The following is a 19,459-nucleotide window of genomic DNA, read 5'->3' on the forward strand; positions in this document are numbered from 1 at the left end:
GCTAGGGATGAGCATTTCACGGCGGACTTTGCTGAGGAATACCGCGGCGCTTGGCGCGTTTGCCGGCGCCGGACTGCCGCACATCTGGATCAAGAACGCCGACCTCGCTTACGCCGCCGGCGGCGAAATCAAGGTCGGCGTGCTGTTCTCGCTGACGGGAACGACCGCGATCATCGAGGAATCGCTCAACAAGGCTACGCTGCTCGCGATCGAGGAAATCAACGCCGCCGGCGGCATCAAGGGCAGCAAGATCGTGCCGATCGTCGAGGATCCTGCGTCCGATCCCGCGACCTTCTCGGAGAAGGCCCGCAAGCTCGTCGTCGGCGACAAATGCGTCAGCGTGTTCGGCTCCTACACTTCGGCGAGCCGCAAGGCGGTACTCCCGGTGTTCGAGCGGCAGAACAATCTCTATTGGTATCCGACGCTCTATGAAGGCCGCGAGTGTTCGAAGAACGTGATCTACACCGGGGCGGTGCCGAACCAGCAGCAGGACGAGTTCGTGCCCTGGCTGGTCAAGAAGTTCGGCAAGAAGTTCTATCTGATCGGCTCCAACTACATCTATCCGAAGGAAGAGAATAACTACTGCAAGAAGCTGCTCGAGAAGCTTGGTGGCGAGGTCGTCGCGGAAGAATATGTGCCGCTCGGCCATTCCGAATTCTCTTCCGTCATCAACAAGATCCGCTCGACCCAGCCGAACGTGATCTTCTCGACTGTGGTTGGCGATTCCGTGGTCGCGCTGCATCGCCAGTATCGCGCTGCCGGCCTCGATCCCGAGAAGATGCCGATGGCGAGCCTCACCACGTCCGAGAATGAGGTCGCGGCGATGGGCGGTGAGGCTGCCGCCGGCCACTTCACCTCGGCGCCGTACTTCATGGTGCACAAGTCGCCGGAGAACGAGAAGTTCGTCGCGGCCTACAAGAAGCGCTGGGGCGCCGACAAGGTCACGCATTTCGTGTCGGAGGCCTGCTACTTCCAGACCTATTTGTTCAAACAGGCGGTCGAGAAGCTTGCGACCAGCGACCTGACGCCGCCGAACATTCGCGACGCGGTCAAGGGCGAGGGAATGATTGCGCCGCAGGGCAAGGTCCAGATCGAGCCGGAGAACCTTCACACCTGGCTATGGCCGAAGATCGCCCAGGCGAAGTCGAACGGCCAGTTCGAGATTCTCGTCGAATCCAAGGAATGGCTGAAGCCGGTGCCTTACGCGGCCTATCCCGGGCAGTCCTGCACCGAGAAGGGCCTGGTCGAGAAGAGCTGACAACCGGGGCTGACCAAGGCCGTCGGCGTGCGGCGCCGGCGGCCGGCGTCCCGCAGCAAATGCGCCTCTCGCATGCATGCGTGCGAGGGGCAGGCGCACCAAACGAACATTGAAGAGCGGATCCCGACGTGGACCAATTCATCGAACAAATCGTCACGGGCCTGAGCATCGGGTCGATCCTGCTGCTGGTCGCGCTGGGACTGTCGATCATCTACGGCTCGATGGGCATCATCAATCTCGCCCATGGCGAGTTCGTGATGCTCGGTGCGTACGCGGCCTGGGTGTTTCACACCTATTTCGGGTGGAGCCTGCTGACGAGCCTGGTCCCGATCTTCCTCGTGGTTGCCGCGTTCGGCTGGGTCATTGAGCGCTACGTCCTGAGCCTGCTCAACAACCGGCCGCTGGATACGATTCTTGCGACCTGGGGCGTCGGCATCATGCTGCAGCAGGCGGTGCGGCTGATGGTCGGCAGCGAGTTGCGCTACGTGCAGCTGCCGCCGGCGCTGTCCGACAGCATGAACGTGTTCGGTATCCCGATATCGTCGTATCGGGTGTTCCTGTTCGTGGTGTCGATCGCGCTGTTCATGGCGACCTGGTTGCTGATGAACCGCACCACGGTCGGGATGAAGCTGCGCGCGATCATCCAGGACCGCTCGGTCGCCGCCTCGTTCGGCATCAACGCCAAGCGGGTCTATGCGCTGACGTTTGCCTATGGCGCCGGGCTTGCGGGCCTGGCCGGCGCACTGGTGTCGCCGCTCAAGAGCGTGTCGCCCGATATGGGCACCGGCTATGTGGTCGATGCCTTCATGGTGGTCGTGCTCGGCGGCGTGCAGAGCCTCGCCGGCACCGTGGCGAGCGCCTTCATTCTCGGCGAACTCTCCGGCGGCATTGCCTTCCTGCAGAACGACACGGTGGCGAAGGCAATCGTGCTGCTCGCCATCGTCGTGCTCATCCGTTTCCGCCCCGAAGGGCTTTTCACCGCACGCGTGCGGGCCTGAGACAGATCGCTCATTCATGCCGTCGAATGTGACTACCTCCAGCGGATTGCAGCGCCTGATCGCGCAGCTTGCCCCGCTGCTCATTGTCTGCGCGCTCGTGATCGCGCTGCCGGTGCTGCTCAACAATGACTTCCTGCTCAACAAGGTCGCGCGCTATCTGGTGCTTGGCATCCTCACGGTGTCGCTCGGGCTGTCCTGGGGCTTCGGCGGCATCCTGAACCTCGGCCAGGCGATGAGCTTCGGGCTCGGCTCCTACGCCATGGCGATGGCGCTGAAGCTCAAGACCGTCCCCGTGCATACGGGGGCGAGCGGACTGCCGGACTTCATGGTCTGGAACAATGTCGCGCACCTGCCATGGTTCTGGGAGCCGTTCCGCTCGCTGACCTTCGCCATCGCGGCGGGCCTGCTCGTGCCGGCACTGGTTGCGGCGGCGCTCGGCTGGTTCATGTTCCGCGGACGTGTGACCGGCGTCTACGTCTCGATCATCACGCTCGCCACCATGGTGGTGATCAATCTCGTGATCATCGACCAGCAGAGCTATACCGGCGGCTTCAACGGGATCACCGATCTCGCCCAGCTCGAGATCTTCGGCGTCGCGTTCGATGCTTATGGCCGCGCGACCTACTATCTCGTGGCCGGCTGCGTGCTGCTCAGCCTGCTCGTCGCCTTTGCCTTCACGAAGTCCAGGGCCGGCCTGATCGTGCAGGCGATCCGCGACCATGAGAGCCGGGTGCGTTACTTCGGCTACGACGTCGCGCTCTACCAGATCTTCGTGTTCGCGCTGTCGGCCGCGATCGCGGGGCTTGCCGGCATGCTCTACACGGTGGTGATGGAGTTTGCCTCGCCGACCTTCCTTGGCGTGCAGATTTCGCTGTCGGTGGTGGTGTGGTGCGCGGTCGGCGGCCGGCAGAGCCTGGTCGGTGCGTTCCTCGGCGCGGTGCTGGTGGCGGGCATGCAGGGGGCGCTGTCGGAATCTGCGGCTTTCCTGGAAACCTGGACGCTGGTGATGGGCGCGCTGTTCGTGCTCGTGGTGCTGTTCCTGCCGAAGGGGCTCGCCGGCCTCGCCCAGGTCGTCGTGCGCTGGATCGTGCAACGCCGGCAGGCCACCGGCCGTGGTGTTGCGCAAGGCGTCGGCCAGACGGAGGGCAGCACATGACTTCCCATCTCGAACTCCGCGACATCTCGGTCAGCTTCAATGGCTTCAGGGCGATCAATGGCCTCAACATGAGCGTCCGCAAGGGCGAACTGCGTTGCCTGATCGGGCCGAACGGCGCGGGCAAGACCACGGCGCTGGACATCATCTGCGGCAAGGTCAAGCCGAGCGGCGGCACCGTCAGCTTTGACGGCACCGCGCTGCAGGATCTCGAGGAATACGAGATCGCCCGCGCCGGCGTTGGCCGCAAGTTCCAGGTGCCGAGCGTGTTCCGCGAGCTCTCGGTCTCCGAGAACCTTGAAGTGGCCCGGGCCCACCACACCTCCGTGTTCGGCAATCTTCGCTGGAATGTCGGCAATTCCGGGCGCCCGGACGTTGAACGTCTTGCCGAACTGGTCGGGCTCACCGAGCAGCTCGACCGGCCCGCCGCCTATCTGTCGCACGGCCAGACCCAATGGCTCGAGATCGGCATGCTGGTCGCCCAGGACGCCGAGCTGATCCTGATGGACGAGCCCACCGCGGGCATGACGGCACAGGAAACTCGCAAGACCGCCGAACTGTTCGCGCGGCTGAAGGGCAAGCACACGCTGATCGTGGTCGAGCATGACATGGGTTTCGTCAAGGCGATCGGCGACATCATCTCGGTGATGCATATGGGCCAGATGCTGGCCGAGGGCACCGCGGCGGAGGTCGAGGCGCATCCCGAAGTGCGCCGCGCTTACCTCGGATCGGGAGGCATCAGCCATGCTTGAGCTGACCGACGTCGACGCCTTTTACGGCAACAGCCGCGCCCTGCAGGGCATCAACCTGATGGTCGGCAATGGCGAGTTCCTCTCGGTGCTCGGCCGCAACGGCGTCGGCAAGACCACGCTGATGCGCAGCATCCTCGGCCTGATGGACCGCGTCACCGGACGGCTGTCGCTCGACGGCGCCGACATCTCGCCATTGCGGACCTATCAGCGCGCCAAGGCCGGCATCGCCTATGTGCCGCAGGGACGCGGCATTCTGCCGCGCTTCACTGTGCGGGAGAACCTGACGCTCGGGACCTTCGCTGCGAAATCGGCCAACGGCATCGAGGAGTGGGTGCTCGAGCTGTTTCCGGTTCTCAAGGACTTTCTCAATCGCTACGGCGGCAATCTCTCCGGCGGCCAGCAGCAGCAGCTTGCGATCGCGCGCGCGCTGCTCGCCCAGCCCAAGGTCATCCTGCTGGACGAACCGACCGAGGGCATCCAGCCGAACATCGTCGAGCAGATCGAGGACGTGATCGTCCGCCTCAACCGCGAGCGCGGCATCACAGTCGTGCTGGTCGAACAGAATGTCGCGTTCGCGCGGCGTGCGTCTCACCGCTTCGCGCTGCTCGAAAAGGGACGCGTCGTCGCCAAGGGCGCGATCGGTGAGCTCACCGATGATCTCATCCAGCTGCACATGGCTGTGTAGCGGGAACTATGGTTCAAGAAAGGGAGTCGAGACATGTTGCATGGAGACATATCGAGCAGCAAGGACACGGTCGGCGTCGCCGTGGTCAATTACAAGATGCCACGCCTGCACACCAAGGCGCAGGTGCTGGATAACGCGCGCAACATCGCCAACATGGTCGAGGGCATGAAGCTCGGCCTGCCGGGCATGGACCTGGTGATCTTCCCGGAATACTCGACCCACGGCATCATGTACGACTCCAAGGAGATGTACGAGACGGCATCGTCGGTGCCCGGCGAGGAGACCCGCATCTTCGCGGACGCCTGCCGCAAGGCGAAGGTCTGGGGCGTGTTCTCGCTGACCGGCGAGCGCCACGAGGAGCATCCCAACAAGGCGCCGTACAACACTCTGATCCTGATGAACGACAAGGGCGAGATCGTCCAGAAGTATCGCAAGATCATGCCATGGGTGCCGATCGAGGGCTGGTATCCCGGCGACTGCACCTACGTCTCGGAAGGGCCGAAGGGGCTGAAGATCAGTCTGATCATCTGCGACGACGGCAACTATCCGGAGATCTGGCGTGACTGCGCCATGCGCGGCGCCGAGTTGATCGTCCGCTGCCAGGGTTACATGTATCCGGCCAAGGAGCAGCAGATCCAGATCTCGAAGTCGATGGCCTGGGCCAACAATTGCTACGTCGCGGTCGCCAACGCCTCGGGCTTCGACGGCGTCTATTCCTATTTCGGCCATTCCGCGATCATCGGTTTCGACGGCCGCACGCTCGGCGAGTGCGGCACCGAGGACAACGGCATCCAGTACGCCCAGCTCTCGGTATCGCTGATCCGCGACGCCCGCCGCAACATGCAGTCGCAGAACCATCTCTTCAAGCTGATGCACCGCGGCTATACCGGCCTGATCAACTCCGGTGATGGTGATCGCGGCCACGCGGTCTGCCCCTACACCTTCTACAAGAACTGGATCACGGACCCCGAGGGCACGCGGGAAATGGTCGAGGCCATGACCCGCCCGACTGTCGGCACCGACGAGTGTCCGATCGAGGGCATTCCGAACCAGAAAGTCGCGCATCGCTAGGCGACATCGACGATCGGCGCCGGCGCTGTGTTTCGCGCCGGCGTGGTTCGAGGCAACGGCGGGCATTTCCACACAGGGGAAGCGGGGGCGATATCATGAGCAGTCAATCCAATAGCGGGCTGGTTCATCAGACCGAGGGCCAGATCGACGACCTTCTCGGTCACGAGTTCGAGCACGAGCCGGTGCCGATGGGCGCCCGGCGCAGCGCCTTCTCGGTGACCATGGTGTGGCTGGGCTTTCCGATGATCATCACCGGCGCGATGACCGGATCGCTGCTCGTGCTGGGCATGGGGTTCAAGAATGCGCTGGTAGCGATGATCGTCGGCAATTTGATCATGTTCGCCTATGTGGGCGCGCTCGGCCTGATCGGCACCCGGCGCGGCATGAACTTCGCGCTGATCGCGAGCATTGTGTTCGGCAAGAAGGGCTATGTGCTGGCGTCGGGTCTGCTGTCGACGCTGCTGCTCGGCTGGTACGCCGTGCAGACCGGCATCACGGGCGCCTTGATCTCCTCGACCTACGGCCTCAATTACGTGGCCATGACCATCGTTGCCGGCGTGCTCTATATCGGAATCACCTTCGTCGGCGTGAAGGGCTTGCACTATATCGGGCTGGCGTCGGTGCCGCTGTTCGTCGTGCTCGGCCTTTGGGTCGCGGCCGACGCCGCCTCGACCACGACATCAGCGGCGATCTTTGGCTATGCCGGCAATAATGGCGTGGCCAGCATGTCGATGGGCGTCGGTCTCACGGTGGTGCTCGCGCTGTTCATCGACGCCGGCACGGTGACTGCGGACTTCAACCGCTGGGCGCCGAGTGCGCGATCATCACTGTTTGCCACATTCAGCGCGTTTCCGTTTGCCAATCTGGTGGCGATGCTGGTTGGCGGCGTGATGACCGCGGCGCTCGCCGTGCCAAACGCCAATCCGTTCGGCGTCGACAACATGTTCGGCTACATGAACGGCAAGCAGCTCACCTGGCTCAGCATCCTCGCGTTCATCTTCCTCTACGCCAATCTTGGCTCGGTCTGCTCGCACTGCCTGTATAATGCGGCCACCGGCTGGTCGCGCATTCTGGGCACCAACATGCGCTTGATGGCCGTGATACTTGGCGCCATCGGCATCGTCGTTGCGGCTGGCAATGTCTGGGCGTTCTTCATCCAATGGCTGTCGCTGCTCGGCATCCTCGTGCCGCCGATCGGTGCGATCATCCTGGTCGACCAGTACCTGTTGCGCGCCGGTGCGCGGGCGGACGTGGACTGGCGTGCGAAGCCGTTCATTGCCTGGGGCATCGGGTCGCTGTGCGCCTTTGCAGTTGAAAACCTGATGCCGGGGCTGTCCACTGCGATCTCGGCCGCGCTGGTCGCCGGCATCGTGTACGGGGCGATCGCACGGGTGGAGCCGTCCGCCGAAAAGGTGGCGCGTCCCGCATAAGCGACAGGCTCGATTAAGCAAAAAGGATGCATCAATGAGCGTCGACTATCAGATCTACGATCTCGGCAATCTGACCTTGCAGCGCGGCGCGACCATCCGCGACTGCAAGCTCGCCTACAAGACGTTTGGCCAGCTCAACGCGGCCAAGGACAACGTGATCGTCTATCCGACCTGGTACTCCGGCCAGCACTACGACAATGAATGGCTGATCGGGCCGGGCATGGCACTCGATCCGGCAAAATACTTCATCATCATACCCAACATGCTCGGCAACGGCCTGTCGTCATCGCCGAGCAACACACCGGAGCCGTACAACGGGCCGCGTTTTCCGCAGGTGACGGCCTATGACAATGTGCGCGCCCAGCACCGGCTGGTGACCGAGCAATTCGGTATCAAGCACATCCGTCTGGTGGTCGGTTGGTCGATGGGGGCACTGCAGACCTTCCATTGGGGCGCGCTCTACCCCGATATGATGGACCTGCTGGCGCCGTTCTGCGGCTCGGCCAAATGCTCGCGCCACAACTACGTGTTCCTCGAGGGCGTGAAGGCGGCGCTCACTGCGGATGCCGCGTGGAAGGAGGGCTGGTACACCGACAAGCCGGCCCGCGGCCTGCGCGCAGCCGCGCGGGTCTATGCCGGCTGGGGCTTTTCGCAGGCCTTTTATCGCGAGCAGCTCGACATCAAGACGCTGGGCTATTCGTCGCTGGAGGATTTCCTGGTGGCGTTCTGGGAGGGCTTCTTCTTGCCGAAGGATCCCAACAACCTGCTCACCATGCTGTGGACCTGGCAGAACGGTGACATCAGCGCCAACGAGATCTACAAGGGCGACTTCAAGGCCGCGCTCAGGGCGATCAAGGCCAAGGCCTATGTCATGCCGGGGCAGACCGATCTTTACTTCCCGCCCGAGGACAGCGAGATCGAAGTGGCGAACATGCCGAACGCCAAGTTCGTGCCGGTGCCGTCGATCTGGGGGCATTTCGCGGGCGGGCCGGGAACCAACCCGGTCGATGTCGCCTTCATCGACACCAAGCTCAAGGAATTGCTCGCATCGTGAAATCGAACGGTTGCCTGCGCGATCATGGGAGGGGTGAGCTTGTCCAATCCCGCTCTGCTGCTTGACCAGTACCGCATCCGGGAGGAGCCGTATTACCGGCCGCTCAAGGATGAGGTCGAACTGTTCGGTGCAGCCTATGCGAACCGCATGCCGGTGATGCTGAAAGGCCCCACCGGCTGCGGCAAGACTCGGTTCATCGAATACATGGCGTGGCGGCTCGGCCGCCCGCTCATCACGGTCGCCTGTCACGAGGACATGACGGCGGCGGATCTGGTGGGGCGATGGCTGCTCGATGCACAGGGTACGGTGTGGAGCGACGGGCCGCTCACCACCGCCGTGCGCCTTGGCGCGATCTGCTACCTCGACGAGATCGTCGAGGCACGCCAGGACACCACCGTCGTGATCCATCCATTGACCGATGATCGTCGTGTCCTGCCGCTGGAAAAGCGTGGCGAACTGATCCACGCCCATTCCGACTTTCAGCTCGTGATCTCCTACAATCCGGGTTACCAGAGCGCGATCAAGGATCTCAAGGAATCCACCAAACAACGTTTTGCGGCGCTGGATTTCGGGTATCCCGACCGGTCGGCGGAGACCGAGGTGGTGTCGCGCGAGGCCGGCATCGAGCCGAACCTCGCCGATCTCCTGGTCAAGATCGCCCAGCACAGTCGCAACCTGAAGGGCCAAGGTCTCGACGAGGGCGCCTCGACCCGGATGCTGGTCAATGCCGGCCGGCTGATCGGATGCGGCATCAGCCTCGAAAAGGCGTGCGAGACCACGATTGTCGTTCCCTTGACAGATGATGCGGACACCAGGAACACGTTGCGCGACGTGATCTCGGCCTCTGCGTGAATGGAAGCCGGCAGGTGGCGGTCGCGCAAATCAGTTCGCTCGATGGCTTCCGGTCCGGACGCCGGCTTGCGGCACTGTTGCGCGGTCACGACGAGATCGCCGCGGCAGTGCAGGCGGCGCGCGCCACATTGCAGCCCGTCGTTTCGTTCGATCATCTCGCGGCCTGGGACGAGGCTGTGCACGGCCTGTTCGCGGTCAATCTCGGCGCAGCCGTGGTGCTCGGCTATCTCAGGCTATCGGAACGGTGGCCGGTGCAGCGACCGGCCGACGACCTGGTCGCGATCGGCCGTGCGGTCAGCGACATCGGCCGCAGCGCCGGAAGCCGCGTCGCTCACGCACTGCTGACTGAGCTGTCCAAGGTGCTGCCGCGGCTTGCGGGTGCTGGAGAGCTCACCGCGGTTCTCGCTGCGTTCGGTCAACTCGCAGATACCGGGCCGGAGTCGGCCGGCCTTGCGATCGTTCGGCTGGAGCTGTTTCTGGCGCAGTCCGGCGGCGAGGCGTTCTCCGCCTGGGTCTCCGCCGGCTTGCGCGCGAGCGGCGGCCGCGCGGCGCGGCGGCGGGCCTATTTCGCGCTCGAGGATCCGCTGTCGGCGCGGCTGTTCGCAGCCGGGCGGACAGGGGATGATTTTTCGCGGCTGGAGAAGCGTCTCGCGGCGACAACACTAGCGTTGTGGAACAGAAAATCACGTTTCCGCAAATTGGCCGTTGCACCGACGCCGGTGCCGCGGCGGACCTCGCTCGCCGCCGGCTTCATCGGCCTGCCGGAGACGTTTCCCGGCTTCGAAGGCGAGGGGGCGGACGCGCTCTATCTCGCAGCGGTCGCGCACGCCGGGGCGCATCTGGTGCATTCCACCGTCCGCTTTCCGGTCGGGCGATTGAAGGCGCTGCAGATCGCGCTGGTCTCGCTGATCGAGGATGCCCGGGTCGAGACGCTGGCGCTTCGTGAACTGCCCGGCCTGCGCCGGCTGTGGCTGCCATTTCACACCGCGACGCCATCCGGCCAGGCGACGGCGGCCGGGCTGATGACGCGGCTGGCGCGGGCGCTGATCGACCCGGATTATCAGGATTCGGATGCATGGGTCACCAAGGGACAGCAGCTGTTTGCCGCCGCCGCCGACCGCTGGACCGATCCTGCCATCAGCCGCGAGATCGGCGGACTTCTGGGCAATGACATCGGGCAGATGCGGCTGCAGTTCAACGCCAAGAGCTATGTCGTCGAACCCACCTACCGCGACGACAATCTGGCGCTTTGGGATTTTGGCGATCAGCCGGACAGCCCGGCCGAGACCATCGAGCTCGCGGTCGATTCCGTGCGGATCGAGCGGCGCGATGATCCAGCCGCACAGTCGGCCGACGACGACGCCAAGCCGGACGAGGCGCTGCGTGCGAGGGCCGGCGCGGCCACGCTGCTGGACGGATTTCCGGCCGCAACCTATCCGGAATGGGACTATGCCGCGCGCGCCGAGCGGGCGGACTGGACCACCATTCTGGAGGCTGATGCCGCCGTTTCCGCGAAGCCGTTCGATCTGCCGGCGGACACGGACACGATGCGCTGGGTCACGCGCTTGACCCGCGATGCGTCGATTGGCCGCCGCATCCGCCACAAGGGCCAGCGCGACGGCGAGGCGCTCGACATCGATGCGGCAGTCGCCGTGACGATCGAGCGACGTGCCGGCAACACTGGCGAGCCCAGGGTCTATCAGCGCGATGCGCCGGGACCGCGCGATCTCGCCATCCTGCTGCTGATGGATCTGTCGCAATCGACCGCCGACCGCGATCGCCGCGGCCGGACAGTTCTCGACGTCGAGCGTAAGGCAGCCGCGATCATGGCGACGGCGGTCGAGGCCGCCAATGACTCGATCGCGGTGCATGGCTTCAGCTCCGACGGCCGCGAACGCGTGCGTTATCTGCGCATCAAGGACTTCGAGGAGCCGATGGACGCTGTGGTACGGTCGCGCCTCGCGGGCGTTGCCAGCAGCCATTCCACCCGGCTTGGTGCGGCCTTGCGCCATGCGGGCGGCTACCTCGCGGGACGACGTGCGTTCCGCAAGGTGCTGCTGCTCCTGACCGATGGCGAGCCCTCCGACATCGACGTGCCAGACCCGCAATATCTCGTTGAGGACGCGCGCCGTGCCGCGCAGCAGCTGCGGCGGCGCAGCACCGACATCTTTGCCTTCGGCATCGGTGAAGGCAGATTTCCCCAGCTCGATCGCATTTTCGGCGAACGCTATGCGCTTCGCGTGCCGCGCATCGAGGTGTTGCCGCAACGGGTGATGCAGCTTTATGCGGAACTGAAGAAGTAGTCCTGGCAGCTAGCCTATTGCCCGCGGCAGGGAGCCCTTTGCCGTGATCTCCGCGGAAATGTCCTCGATTGTCTTGCGCTGTTCCATGGCGGCCCGCCGGATCAGCGCAAAGGCGGCCGGCTCGGCCAGCGCATGGGTGTGCATGACCTGAAGCACGGCGGCGAGCACGATGCGACGGGATCGAAGCCGCTGCTCGAGCTTGAGCACCTGCTGCTTCAGCTCGTTGGTGCGCTCGTTCCGCTCGAAGGCCATCACGAGGGCGGCATAGATGCCCGCCGAGCGCAGCGGCTTGACCAGGAATGATGCCGGATCGAGGTCGAGCACCAGCTTCAGCCGGCTCGGCGTCTCCGTACCGATCAGGGCGATGACCGGGCTCTGTCCAAGCGACGCACGCTGCGCCGGTGAGGTGAGCGGCAGGAACTCGTCGTCGACCAGCGTCACGTCCGGTCGGCAATCGATCTTGGCGCCGGGCTCCCATGTGACAATCTCGATCCCGAGACGCTCGAACTGGCGCCTGACGATCGAGGCATCGCGCTCGTCCTTGATGGCGACCAGCGCCTTGCGTCCGCGCAGCGAAAATGAAGACGGTTTGCTCATTTCACAACCCGCAAATGCGGCGCATTCGGCGACGCTGCATCCCTTGCGGGGCTGGCGGCGACGTCGAGCTGCGTCAGATAAGGATCAGGCTTAACCGGAGCCTCAGCTTCCCAGAAGATGTCAAACTGTCCCTCGGCGTTGGAGACGGCCAGCCGCGGCGTCAGGACGCAGTGGTTATTGCTATCATCGATCCAGACCGGACCCTGTGGCGAATTGTAGCGATGGCCGGCAGCGGCGCGCCGCACCTCGCCGATATCAGAGGTGCCGGCGCGCTGCAGCGCGCGGGCCAAGAGATAGACCGCGACATAGGCGGATTGTCCGTCCACCGAGGGGCTGCTGTGTTCGCCGTAACGGGCCTTCCAGCGTGCGACGAAAGCCTTGTTCTCAGGCAGGCGAATGCTTTCGAAATAGGCCGATGATGTGATGCATCCGGCCGATGCAGGGCCTGCGATCTTGAGCTCCGGCTCGCACAGGCTGCAGCTCAGCATGGGAATGCTGAGGTTGGCCGCAGTGGTTGCGGCATGAAAGGCACGGATGAAATCATAGCTCGAACTGCCGACCAGCGTGTTGAAGACAACCGGCGGCCGGCGCCGCACGATCTCGTCGACGATGTGCGTGACCGCGCTTTCACCGAGTTCGAGCAGGCGTTCGGCGAGAATGCGACCTCCCGCCGCCGTCACAAGCTCGCGGGTGACGCGATTGGTTTCCCAGGTCCAGACATAGTTGGAGCCGACGCAGAAGATCTCGCGCGACAGATTGTCGAGCACGTAGCGCACCAGCGGCAGTACGTTGTGATTGGGCGAGGCGCCGACATAGATGACGTTGTCGGAGCATTCGAAGCCCTCATAGCGGGCAGGATACCAGAGCAGTCGGTCGGTGCGCTCGACGATCGGAAGCACCTGTTTGCGCGAGGCCGATGTGTAGCAGCCGATGATGTGCTCGACCCCGACATTGCGAATGAGGTCGTCGCAGACCGTATGGTATTCCGCAATCACCCCGCGGGGATCGCGGACATGCGCTGACATCGAGAAATCGAAGCCATCCTGCTCGTTGATCTCGTCGACCGCCATCATCGCGCTCTTGAGGATCTCGCGCCCCATGGCCTGATAGGGCCCGTGCTGCGAGCAGATGATGCCAACTGGTATGGACGGCTTTGTCATCGACGACTTTCACTGAATTCACGAAGCAAACCATCTTCGCAGAGGTCGGGGCAAGAGGTCATGCCGTTTTGCTGCGCATGCACCTCGCGAAATTTGTGCAGCCAGCCTCGTTGACAACGCGCTGCACACTTCCTTAGAATTTTCTCCTACAGGGCTTCCTGTCGAACTTGCGTGCGTCGATTTGGCCGATGACGTCCCGGTCGCCGTGCAGAGTGCTCCGTTCGATCCCGGGCCCGATGCGATAGTTCATAGCCGCGGCATTTGAGCCATTCGTCACCTTCGTTTCGGAGGGGCGGGTGGCTTTTTGCTTTTGCCGCTAAACAAATTGGCGACACGTCCGTGTCGCCAAGCCGGAGGCGCATGCGCGGTGATGGGCAGTGCCTGCGCTTGCGTCATGTCAAGTGCGGGGATGCGAGACGATGACGGAACTTCACTATCTCGGGCTGATTGAGGTCGGGCAGCAAATCCAGGCCAAGAAGCTCTCGCCGGTCGAAGTGACCAAGGCGATGCTCGGGCGGATCGAGCAGCTCGACGGCAAGCTCAAGAGCTACGCCTTTGTGATGGCCGATGTGGCGCTTGCGGAAGCGGCGGGGGCCGAAAAGGACATCGCGTCCGGCAAGGTCAAGGGGCCGCTGCACGGCGTGCCGATCGCGATCAAGGACCTGTGCTGGGTCAAGGGCGCGCCGGCCGCGCATGGCATGACCATCCATCGCGATTTCCGGCCGAGCGAGGACGCCACGGTGGTCGCGCGGCTGAAGGATGCCGGCGCCATCATCCTCGGCAAGCTGCAGCAGACCGAGGGCGCCTATGCCGACCATCACCCGAAGATCGATCCGCCGAAGAACCCGTGGAGCGCCGATCTGTGGTCGGGTGCGTCCTCAAGCGGTTCCGGCGTCGCTACCGCGGCGGGCCTTTGCTTCGGTTCGCTTGGAACCGACACCGGCGGGTCGATCCGCTTTCCTTCGGCTGCCAACGGCATCACCGGGCTGAAGCCGACCTGGGGACGTGTCAGCCGCTACGGCGCCTTTGAACTTGCGGCCACGCTGGATCACATCGGACCGATGGCACGCAGCGCGGCCGATTGCGGCGCGATGCTCTCCGTGATCGCCGGCCAGGACCCCAAGGACACCACGTCGGTGCCGTTATCCGTGCCGGACTATCTCGCTGGTCTCACCGGAGACCTGCGCGGCGTGACGATCGGCGTCGATCGGCGCTGGACCAGCGAGGGCACCGACGAAGCAGCGAGCAAGGTGCTCACCGAAGGTCTGCGGGTTGCGGCCGATCTCGGCGCCAAGATCAAGGAGATCACGTTCCCCGATCCCAAGGCCGTGATCGAGGACTGGTTCCCGCTGTGCGGCATCGAAGTGGCCGTTGCGCACGAGGAGACCTATCCGGCACGCAAGGACGAGTACGGTCCGGGGCTGGCAGGCCTGCTCGATCTCGGCCGGGCGCAATCCGGCATGGACTATCAGAAGATCGTGCTGCGGCGCGAAGCGTTCCGCGGCGCCGTGCGGCTGCTGTTCGAGACGGTCGATCTGATCGCCGTCCCGGCGCAGGCGTTTGCCGCGCCGACGCTGGCCAAGATGGCCGCGCTCGGCGAGGACGCGTCGCTGATTGCCGGGCTGCTTCGCTTCACCTGTCCGTTCGACATGACCGGAAGCCCGACCGTGACGCTTCCCGGCGGTTTCGCGCCGAGCGGCGGCCCCGTCGCCTTCCAATTCGTCGGCCGTCACTTCGACGAGGCAAGTCTCGTCCGCGCAGGCGATGCCTTCCAGCGCGTCACCGACTGGCACAAGCGCCATCCCGCGATCTGAGTTGAGGAGCCGTTGGCATGACCGAAGACTGGTTGAAGAGTTCCATCATGGCAAAGCGGGCCGTCGCCAAGGGCGCGACCGGCACGACCCATAGTTTGACGATCGAGCAACAGGGCGGCTTCCATTACGTCTATGGACCCTATGCCAAGCCGACGCTGTCGATCGATCCGGGCGGGGTGGTCGTCGTCGAGACCGAAGACGCCTTCGGCGGCGTGCTCACCAGCGAGACCGACAGCCCCACCGCGAAGCTGAACTTTCCTTACCTGAACCCGCAATGCGGGCCGATCGCGGTCAAGGGCGCCAAAAAGGGCGATTGCCTCGCCGTCTATATCCGCGACGTCGAGACCCGCGGCGCACAGCCAGCAGGCACCACCTGCATCATTCCGGAGTTCGGCGGTCTGGTCGGGACCGCATCCACGGCGTTGCTCAATCCGCCATTGCCCGAGCGCGTCAAGAAGCTGCATGTCGACCGCAACGGGGTGCGCTGGAGCGACAAGATCACGCTGCCCTACGAGCCCTTCATCGGTACCATCGGCGTGTCGCCCGAAATCGAGGCAATCTCCTCGCTGCAGCCCGACTATCACGGCGGCAACATGGACCTGCCCGACGTCGCGCCGGGTGCGATCATCTATTTGCCGGTGCATACCGAGGGCGGGCTGCTCTATGTCGGTGACTGCCACGCCACGCAAGGCGATGGCGAGCTCTCGGGTGTCGCGCTCGAGCAGCGCGCGACCGTCACGCTGCAGGTCGATCTGATCAAGAACTGGAGCTTTGCCTGGCCGCGGCTCGAGACCCGCGACTTCATCATGACGATCGGCAGCGCACGGCCGCTCGAAGATGCGGCGCGTATCGCCTATCGCGAGCTGGTGCGGTGGATGAGTGCGGACTACGGCTTCGACGAGATCGACGCCTACATGCTGCTCAGCCAGGCCGGCCGCATGCGGCTCGGCAACATGGTCGACCCCAAATACACGATGGGGGCGTCGATCCTGAAGAATTACCTCAAGGCGTGACTTCCAACATCCTTCAACGAGAGGACATCGCGATGATTTCGGGGCGTGTAGTCGGAATAGCTTTGCTTGGTGCCGTGATGGCGACGGCAGCAATAGGTAGCGCCCGTGCGGCCGAGCCGCCGTTGAAGATCGGCTTGCTGGAGGACGTCTCCGGCGACCTCGCATTCATGGGTATGCCCAAGCTGCACGGATCGCAGCTGGCGGTCGAGGAGATCAACAAGAGCGGCGGCATTCTCGGGCGGCAGATCGAGTTGATCCATCTCGACCCGCAGGGCGACAATGCCCGCTACCAGGAATTCGGCCGCCGCCTGCTCAATCGCGACAAGGTCGACGTCTTGATCGGCGGCATCACCTCCGCCTCGCGCGAGGCATTGCGTCCGATCGTCGATCGCACCACGACGCCGTACTTCTATACCAACCAGTATGAAGGCGGGGTCTGCGATGCCAGCATGATCAGCATGGGCGCGGTGCCGGAGCAGCAGTTCTCGACCCTGATCCCCTGGATGGTCCAGAAGTTCGGCAAGAAGGTCTACGTCATCGCCGCGGACTACAATTTCGGTCAGATCTCCGCGGAGTGGAACCGCAAGATCATGAAGGATCTCGGCGGCGAGGTCGTGGGCGAGGAATTCATCCCGCTCGGCGTGTCGCAGTTCGCGCAGACGATCCAGAACATCCAGAAGGCGAAGCCGGACTGGTTGCTGACGATCAATGTCGGCGCCGCGCAGGATTCGTTCTTCGAGCAGGCGGCTGCTGCCAACCTCAATCTGCCGATGGGGTCTTCGATCAAGGTCATGCTCGGCTTCGAGCACAAGCGGTTCAAGCCGCCGGCGCTCAACAACATGCATGCGACCGCCAACTGGTTCGAGGAGATCGACACCCCCGAAGCCAACGACTTCAAAAAACGCTGGCACGCCAAGTTCCCCGATGAGCTCTACATCAACGACATGGGCTACAACGCCTACAATGCGCTCTACATGTACAAGACGCTGGTCGAGAAGGCGAAGTCGACCAAGCTCGAGGATATGCGCAAGGTGATCGCAAGCGGAGATGCCTGCATCGATGCTCCCGAGGGCAAGGTCTGCATCGATCCGAAGAGCCAGCATACGTCGCACCGCATGCGCCTGATCTCGGTCGGGCCCAAGCATGAGGTGACCGTCGAGAAGGACTACGGGACGATCCAGCCGTACTGGTTGGGCGAGATCGGCTGCGATCTCACCAAGAAGAACGACAAGGACCAGTACACGCCGAGTCATCTTCCCAACAAATCGTGACGCGAACGGGCATGATTCTTGCTCGTGTTGTGCATCACGACTTCGAACCGAGCCGGCGCCGCAATGATGCGGCGCCGTGATCACGGAGACCGGAATGTCGGCTGAACTCTTCTCGTTATTCTATCAGTTCGCCGACGTCTTCGCGTTCCTGATCCTGTCGGCGGCGGGGCTTGCCATTGTGTTCGGCATGATGGGCGTCATCAATATGGCGCATGGCGAATTCATCATGTGCGGCGCCTATGTGACGGTGGGGCTCGTGAATCTTGGCGTGCCGCTTCCGATCGCCCAGATCCTGGCTGCGCTGACCGCTGGGATTATCGGCATGATCGTCGAGTTCCTGATCGTCCGGCGCTTCTACAAGCGTCCGCTCGATTCCCTGCTTGCCACCTGGGGTCTCAGCCTGATCGTGACGCAGTCGATGCTGCTGATCGTTGGATCCGCGGTGCGCGGCATCGGCACGCCGGAAGGAGCCTTTGCGATCGGAGGCTACACGTTCTCGACCTACCGTCTTGTGCTGTTCGGTTGTGCAGTGGCGGTGCTGGCCGGCCTCTACATCATCTTCATGAAGACCCGCTTCGGTGTGATCGCGCGCGCGACGATGCAGAACGCGGCCATGGCGAAGGCGCTCGGCGCGCGCACGGGGCGCATCTATTCCATCAGCTTCGGGATCGGCACGGCGCTCGCCGGACTCTGCGGCGCGCTTTACGCGCCCACCATGACGCTGATCCCGACCATGGGCGCGACCTTCGTGGTCGAGAGTTTTGTCACCGTCGTGATCGGCGGCGCCAATGTCCTGCTCGGAACCGCGCCGGCCGCGGTGTTCCTGGCGATAATCAGGATGGCGTTGAATGCAAGTTATGGCCAGATCATCGGGCAGATCGGCATGCTGTTTGCCGTCATCCTGATCATACGTGTCCTACCTGAGGGACTATCCAGCGTGCTGGTTCGCCGTGGCCGCTAGACGGGAATTTTGGATGTTCAAGCTGCTCGACGGTCCGCAGACTCTCGGACGAGGCAAGATCTTCTGGTCCTGTTTCCTGGCCGTGCTGGCCGGCGCGCTGATCTATCCGCTGTTTGCCGATTCCTATGATGTCGGCAACTTCGCCTACTTCCTGATCTGGATTTTCATGGCGCTCGGCCTCTGTCTGATGTGGGGGTACGGCGGCATGCTGTCGTTCGGCCAGACCTTCTTCTTCGGCATCGCCGGCTACGGCTACGGCGTACTTGCCATCAACATGGGCGGAGGAACGGCGACGATCGCCGCGCTCGTTCTCTCCGTTCTGATCGCGATGATCGCGGCCGGGATCCTCGGCTATTTCATGATCTGGGGCGGCATCAGCGGGATCTTCTTCGGCATCGTGACGCTGTCGGCGACGCTGGTGCTTGCGTTCTTCCTTGGGCAGACGGCCGGACCGGAATGGCATATCGGTCCGGCCCGGCTGAACGGCTTCAACGGCATGAAGGGAATGGACCCGCTCACCGTCCGTGACTTCACCATCGAAGGATCGGCGCTCTATTACGTCATGATCGCGCTGATCGTGGTCGTCTATATCGCACTGCGCATGCTGGTGAACTCGAGCATCGGCAACGTGATCGTGGCGACGCGGGAAAATCCGCAGCGCGCCGAGATGCTCGGTTACGACGTCCGCAAGTATCAGCTGCTGACATTCGTGATCGGCAGCGGCCTCGCAGGCCTGAGCGGCGCGCTGTACACGTCCTGGGGGCAGTTCATCACGCCGTCCAGCATCGGCCTGCCGGCGGCCGCGATGCCGATCGTGTGGGTGGCGTTCTCCGGGCGCAACGATTTGACCGCGACCCTGGTTGGTTCGTTCCTGCTGCTGTTCGGTTTCCAGACCATCACGGTCTACAGTCAGCAAGCGGCGCTGGTGCTGATGGGCGTGCTCCTGCTCGCCACCGTGATGTTGGCGCCGCAGGGATTTGTGCTCGGTATCGGTAAGCTCGTCGTCGATTGGTGGTCGCGCCGCCGGCGGCGCGACGAAGGCCCCGCGCTGGCGGACGCCGGCCGTCTGCAATCGGATGAGACCTGA

The 19,459-nt window shown here is 63.7% G+C and carries 17 protein-coding genes; 15 read left to right on the top strand and 2 right to left on the bottom strand.

Annotated elements, in window-relative coordinates; all coding sequences use genetic code 11:
• The first annotated feature begins 7 nt into the window (after positions 1–7).
• The 10 genes from G6P99_RS17915 (at position 8) to G6P99_RS17960 (ending at position 11,556) form a co-directional block, all read left to right on the top strand.
• Positions 8–1,258, top strand: a complete 1,251-nt coding sequence (locus G6P99_RS17915; protein WP_035976739.1) for a transporter substrate-binding domain-containing protein — start codon at positions 8–10, stop codon at positions 1,256–1,258.
• 128 nt (positions 1,259–1,386) lie between these two features.
• Entirely contained in the window at positions 1,387–2,256 is an 870-nt protein-coding gene (urtB, locus tag G6P99_RS17920; RefSeq protein WP_029080626.1) for an urea ABC transporter permease subunit UrtB, read from the top strand.
• Between the two features lie 16 nt (positions 2,257–2,272).
• The gene (gene urtC, locus G6P99_RS17925; protein ID WP_029080625.1) at positions 2,273–3,412 is read left to right on the top strand and encodes an urea ABC transporter permease subunit UrtC; all 1,140 of its coding nucleotides are present in this window, start codon (positions 2,273–2,275) and stop codon (positions 3,410–3,412) included.
• A complete protein-coding gene (gene urtD / locus G6P99_RS17930) occupies positions 3,409–4,161 on the top strand; it encodes an urea ABC transporter ATP-binding protein UrtD (protein ID WP_029080624.1) in 753 nt (250 codons plus the stop codon). Before urtC ends, urtD begins: the two co-directional genes overlap by 4 nt.
• Positions 4,154–4,846 carry an urea ABC transporter ATP-binding subunit UrtE gene (gene urtE, locus G6P99_RS17935; RefSeq protein ID WP_029080623.1) on the top strand — a complete coding sequence of 231 codons (693 nt, stop codon included), beginning with the start codon at positions 4,154–4,156 and terminating at the stop codon, positions 4,844–4,846. The genes urtD and urtE overlap by 8 nt, the downstream gene beginning before the upstream one ends.
• A 33-nt stretch (positions 4,847–4,879) precedes the next feature.
• Positions 4,880–5,917, top strand: coding sequence for an aliphatic amidase (locus G6P99_RS17940; RefSeq protein WP_029080622.1), 1,038 nt, complete (start codon positions 4,880–4,882; stop codon positions 5,915–5,917).
• Between the two features lie 95 nt (positions 5,918–6,012).
• Positions 6,013–7,347, top strand: a complete 1,335-nt coding sequence (locus G6P99_RS17945) for a purine-cytosine permease family protein (RefSeq protein WP_029080621.1) — start codon at positions 6,013–6,015, stop codon at positions 7,345–7,347.
• A gap of 34 nt (positions 7,348–7,381) precedes the next feature.
• Positions 7,382–8,401, top strand: a complete 1,020-nt coding sequence (locus G6P99_RS17950; RefSeq protein ID WP_029080620.1) for an alpha/beta fold hydrolase — start codon at positions 7,382–7,384, stop codon at positions 8,399–8,401.
• 39 nt (positions 8,402–8,440) lie between these two features.
• Complete coding sequence (locus tag G6P99_RS17955; RefSeq protein ID WP_029080619.1) at positions 8,441–9,253, top strand: CbbQ/NirQ/NorQ/GpvN family protein; 813 nt, start codon at positions 8,441–8,443, stop codon at positions 9,251–9,253.
• Positions 9,254–9,267: 14 nt separating this feature from the next.
• Positions 9,268–11,556 carry a nitric oxide reductase activation protein NorD gene (locus G6P99_RS17960; protein WP_165128854.1) on the top strand — a complete coding sequence of 763 codons (2,289 nt, stop codon included), beginning with the start codon at positions 9,268–9,270 and terminating at the stop codon, positions 11,554–11,556.
• A 9-nt stretch (positions 11,557–11,565) separates the two neighbouring features.
• Here the strand turns inward: G6P99_RS17960 and G6P99_RS17965 are convergent, their stop codons facing one another.
• Positions 11,566–12,153, bottom strand: a complete 588-nt coding sequence (locus G6P99_RS17965; RefSeq protein WP_029080617.1) for an ANTAR domain-containing response regulator — start codon at positions 12,151–12,153, stop codon at positions 11,566–11,568.
• Positions 12,150–13,313 (bottom strand): transporter substrate-binding domain-containing protein, encoded by a 1,164-nt coding sequence (locus G6P99_RS17970; RefSeq protein ID WP_029080616.1) that lies wholly within the window; start codon positions 13,311–13,313, stop codon positions 12,150–12,152. The genes G6P99_RS17965 and G6P99_RS17970 overlap by 4 nt, the downstream gene beginning before the upstream one ends.
• Before the next feature lie 419 nt (positions 13,314–13,732).
• Here G6P99_RS17970 and G6P99_RS17975 point away from each other — a divergent pair, with 419 nt between their 5' ends.
• The 5 genes from G6P99_RS17975 to G6P99_RS17995 all read left to right on the top strand — a co-directional run bounded on the left by G6P99_RS17975 (position 13,733) and on the right by G6P99_RS17995 (position 19,459).
• Entirely contained in the window at positions 13,733–15,127 is a 1,395-nt protein-coding gene (locus G6P99_RS17975; protein WP_029080615.1) for an amidase, read from the top strand.
• Between the two features lie 17 nt (positions 15,128–15,144).
• Positions 15,145–16,140, top strand: coding sequence for an acetamidase/formamidase family protein (locus G6P99_RS17980; protein WP_029080614.1), 996 nt, complete (start codon positions 15,145–15,147; stop codon positions 16,138–16,140).
• 32 nt (positions 16,141–16,172) lie between these two features.
• Positions 16,173–17,411 carry an urea ABC transporter substrate-binding protein gene (locus tag G6P99_RS17985; RefSeq protein ID WP_029080613.1) on the top strand — a complete coding sequence of 413 codons (1,239 nt, stop codon included), beginning with the start codon at positions 16,173–16,175 and terminating at the stop codon, positions 17,409–17,411.
• A 94-nt stretch (positions 17,412–17,505) separates the two neighbouring features.
• Positions 17,506–18,372 carry an ABC transporter permease subunit gene (locus G6P99_RS17990; protein WP_029080612.1) on the top strand — a complete coding sequence of 289 codons (867 nt, stop codon included), beginning with the start codon at positions 17,506–17,508 and terminating at the stop codon, positions 18,370–18,372.
• Between the two features lie 13 nt (positions 18,373–18,385).
• A complete protein-coding gene (locus tag G6P99_RS17995; RefSeq protein WP_029080611.1) occupies positions 18,386–19,459 on the top strand; it encodes a branched-chain amino acid ABC transporter permease in 1,074 nt (357 codons plus the stop codon).

Origin of the sequence: Bradyrhizobium sp. 6(2017) (assembly GCF_011058295.2) — a bacterium.
GTDB classification, from domain to species: Bacteria; Pseudomonadota; Alphaproteobacteria; order Rhizobiales; family Xanthobacteraceae; genus Bradyrhizobium; species Bradyrhizobium septentrionale.

Coding starts and splice junctions, on each gene's coding strand:
- G6P99_RS17985 (WP_029080613.1), top strand. CDS start 16,173: ATGATTTCGGGGCGTGTAGTCGGAATAGCTTTGCTTGGTGCCGTGATG.
- urtC (WP_029080625.1), top strand. CDS start 2,273: ATGCCGTCGAATGTGACTACCTCCAGCGGATTGCAGCGCCTGATCGCG.
- urtE (WP_029080623.1), top strand. CDS start 4,154: ATGCTTGAGCTGACCGACGTCGACGCCTTTTACGGCAACAGCCGCGCC.
- G6P99_RS17965 (WP_029080617.1), bottom strand. CDS start 12,153: ATGAGCAAACCGTCTTCATTTTCGCTGCGCGGACGCAAGGCGCTGGTC.
- urtD (WP_029080624.1), top strand. CDS start 3,409: ATGACTTCCCATCTCGAACTCCGCGACATCTCGGTCAGCTTCAATGGC.
- G6P99_RS17990 (WP_029080612.1), top strand. CDS start 17,506: ATGTCGGCTGAACTCTTCTCGTTATTCTATCAGTTCGCCGACGTCTTC.
- G6P99_RS17970 (WP_029080616.1), bottom strand. CDS start 13,313: ATGACAAAGCCGTCCATACCAGTTGGCATCATCTGCTCGCAGCACGGG.
- G6P99_RS17945 (WP_029080621.1), top strand. CDS start 6,013: ATGAGCAGTCAATCCAATAGCGGGCTGGTTCATCAGACCGAGGGCCAG.
- G6P99_RS17980 (WP_029080614.1), top strand. CDS start 15,145: ATGACCGAAGACTGGTTGAAGAGTTCCATCATGGCAAAGCGGGCCGTC.
- G6P99_RS17915 (WP_035976739.1), top strand. CDS start 8: ATGAGCATTTCACGGCGGACTTTGCTGAGGAATACCGCGGCGCTTGGC.
- G6P99_RS17950 (WP_029080620.1), top strand. CDS start 7,382: ATGAGCGTCGACTATCAGATCTACGATCTCGGCAATCTGACCTTGCAG.
- G6P99_RS17940 (WP_029080622.1), top strand. CDS start 4,880: ATGTTGCATGGAGACATATCGAGCAGCAAGGACACGGTCGGCGTCGCC.
- G6P99_RS17995 (WP_029080611.1), top strand. CDS start 18,386: ATGTTCAAGCTGCTCGACGGTCCGCAGACTCTCGGACGAGGCAAGATC.
- G6P99_RS17975 (WP_029080615.1), top strand. CDS start 13,733: ATGACGGAACTTCACTATCTCGGGCTGATTGAGGTCGGGCAGCAAATC.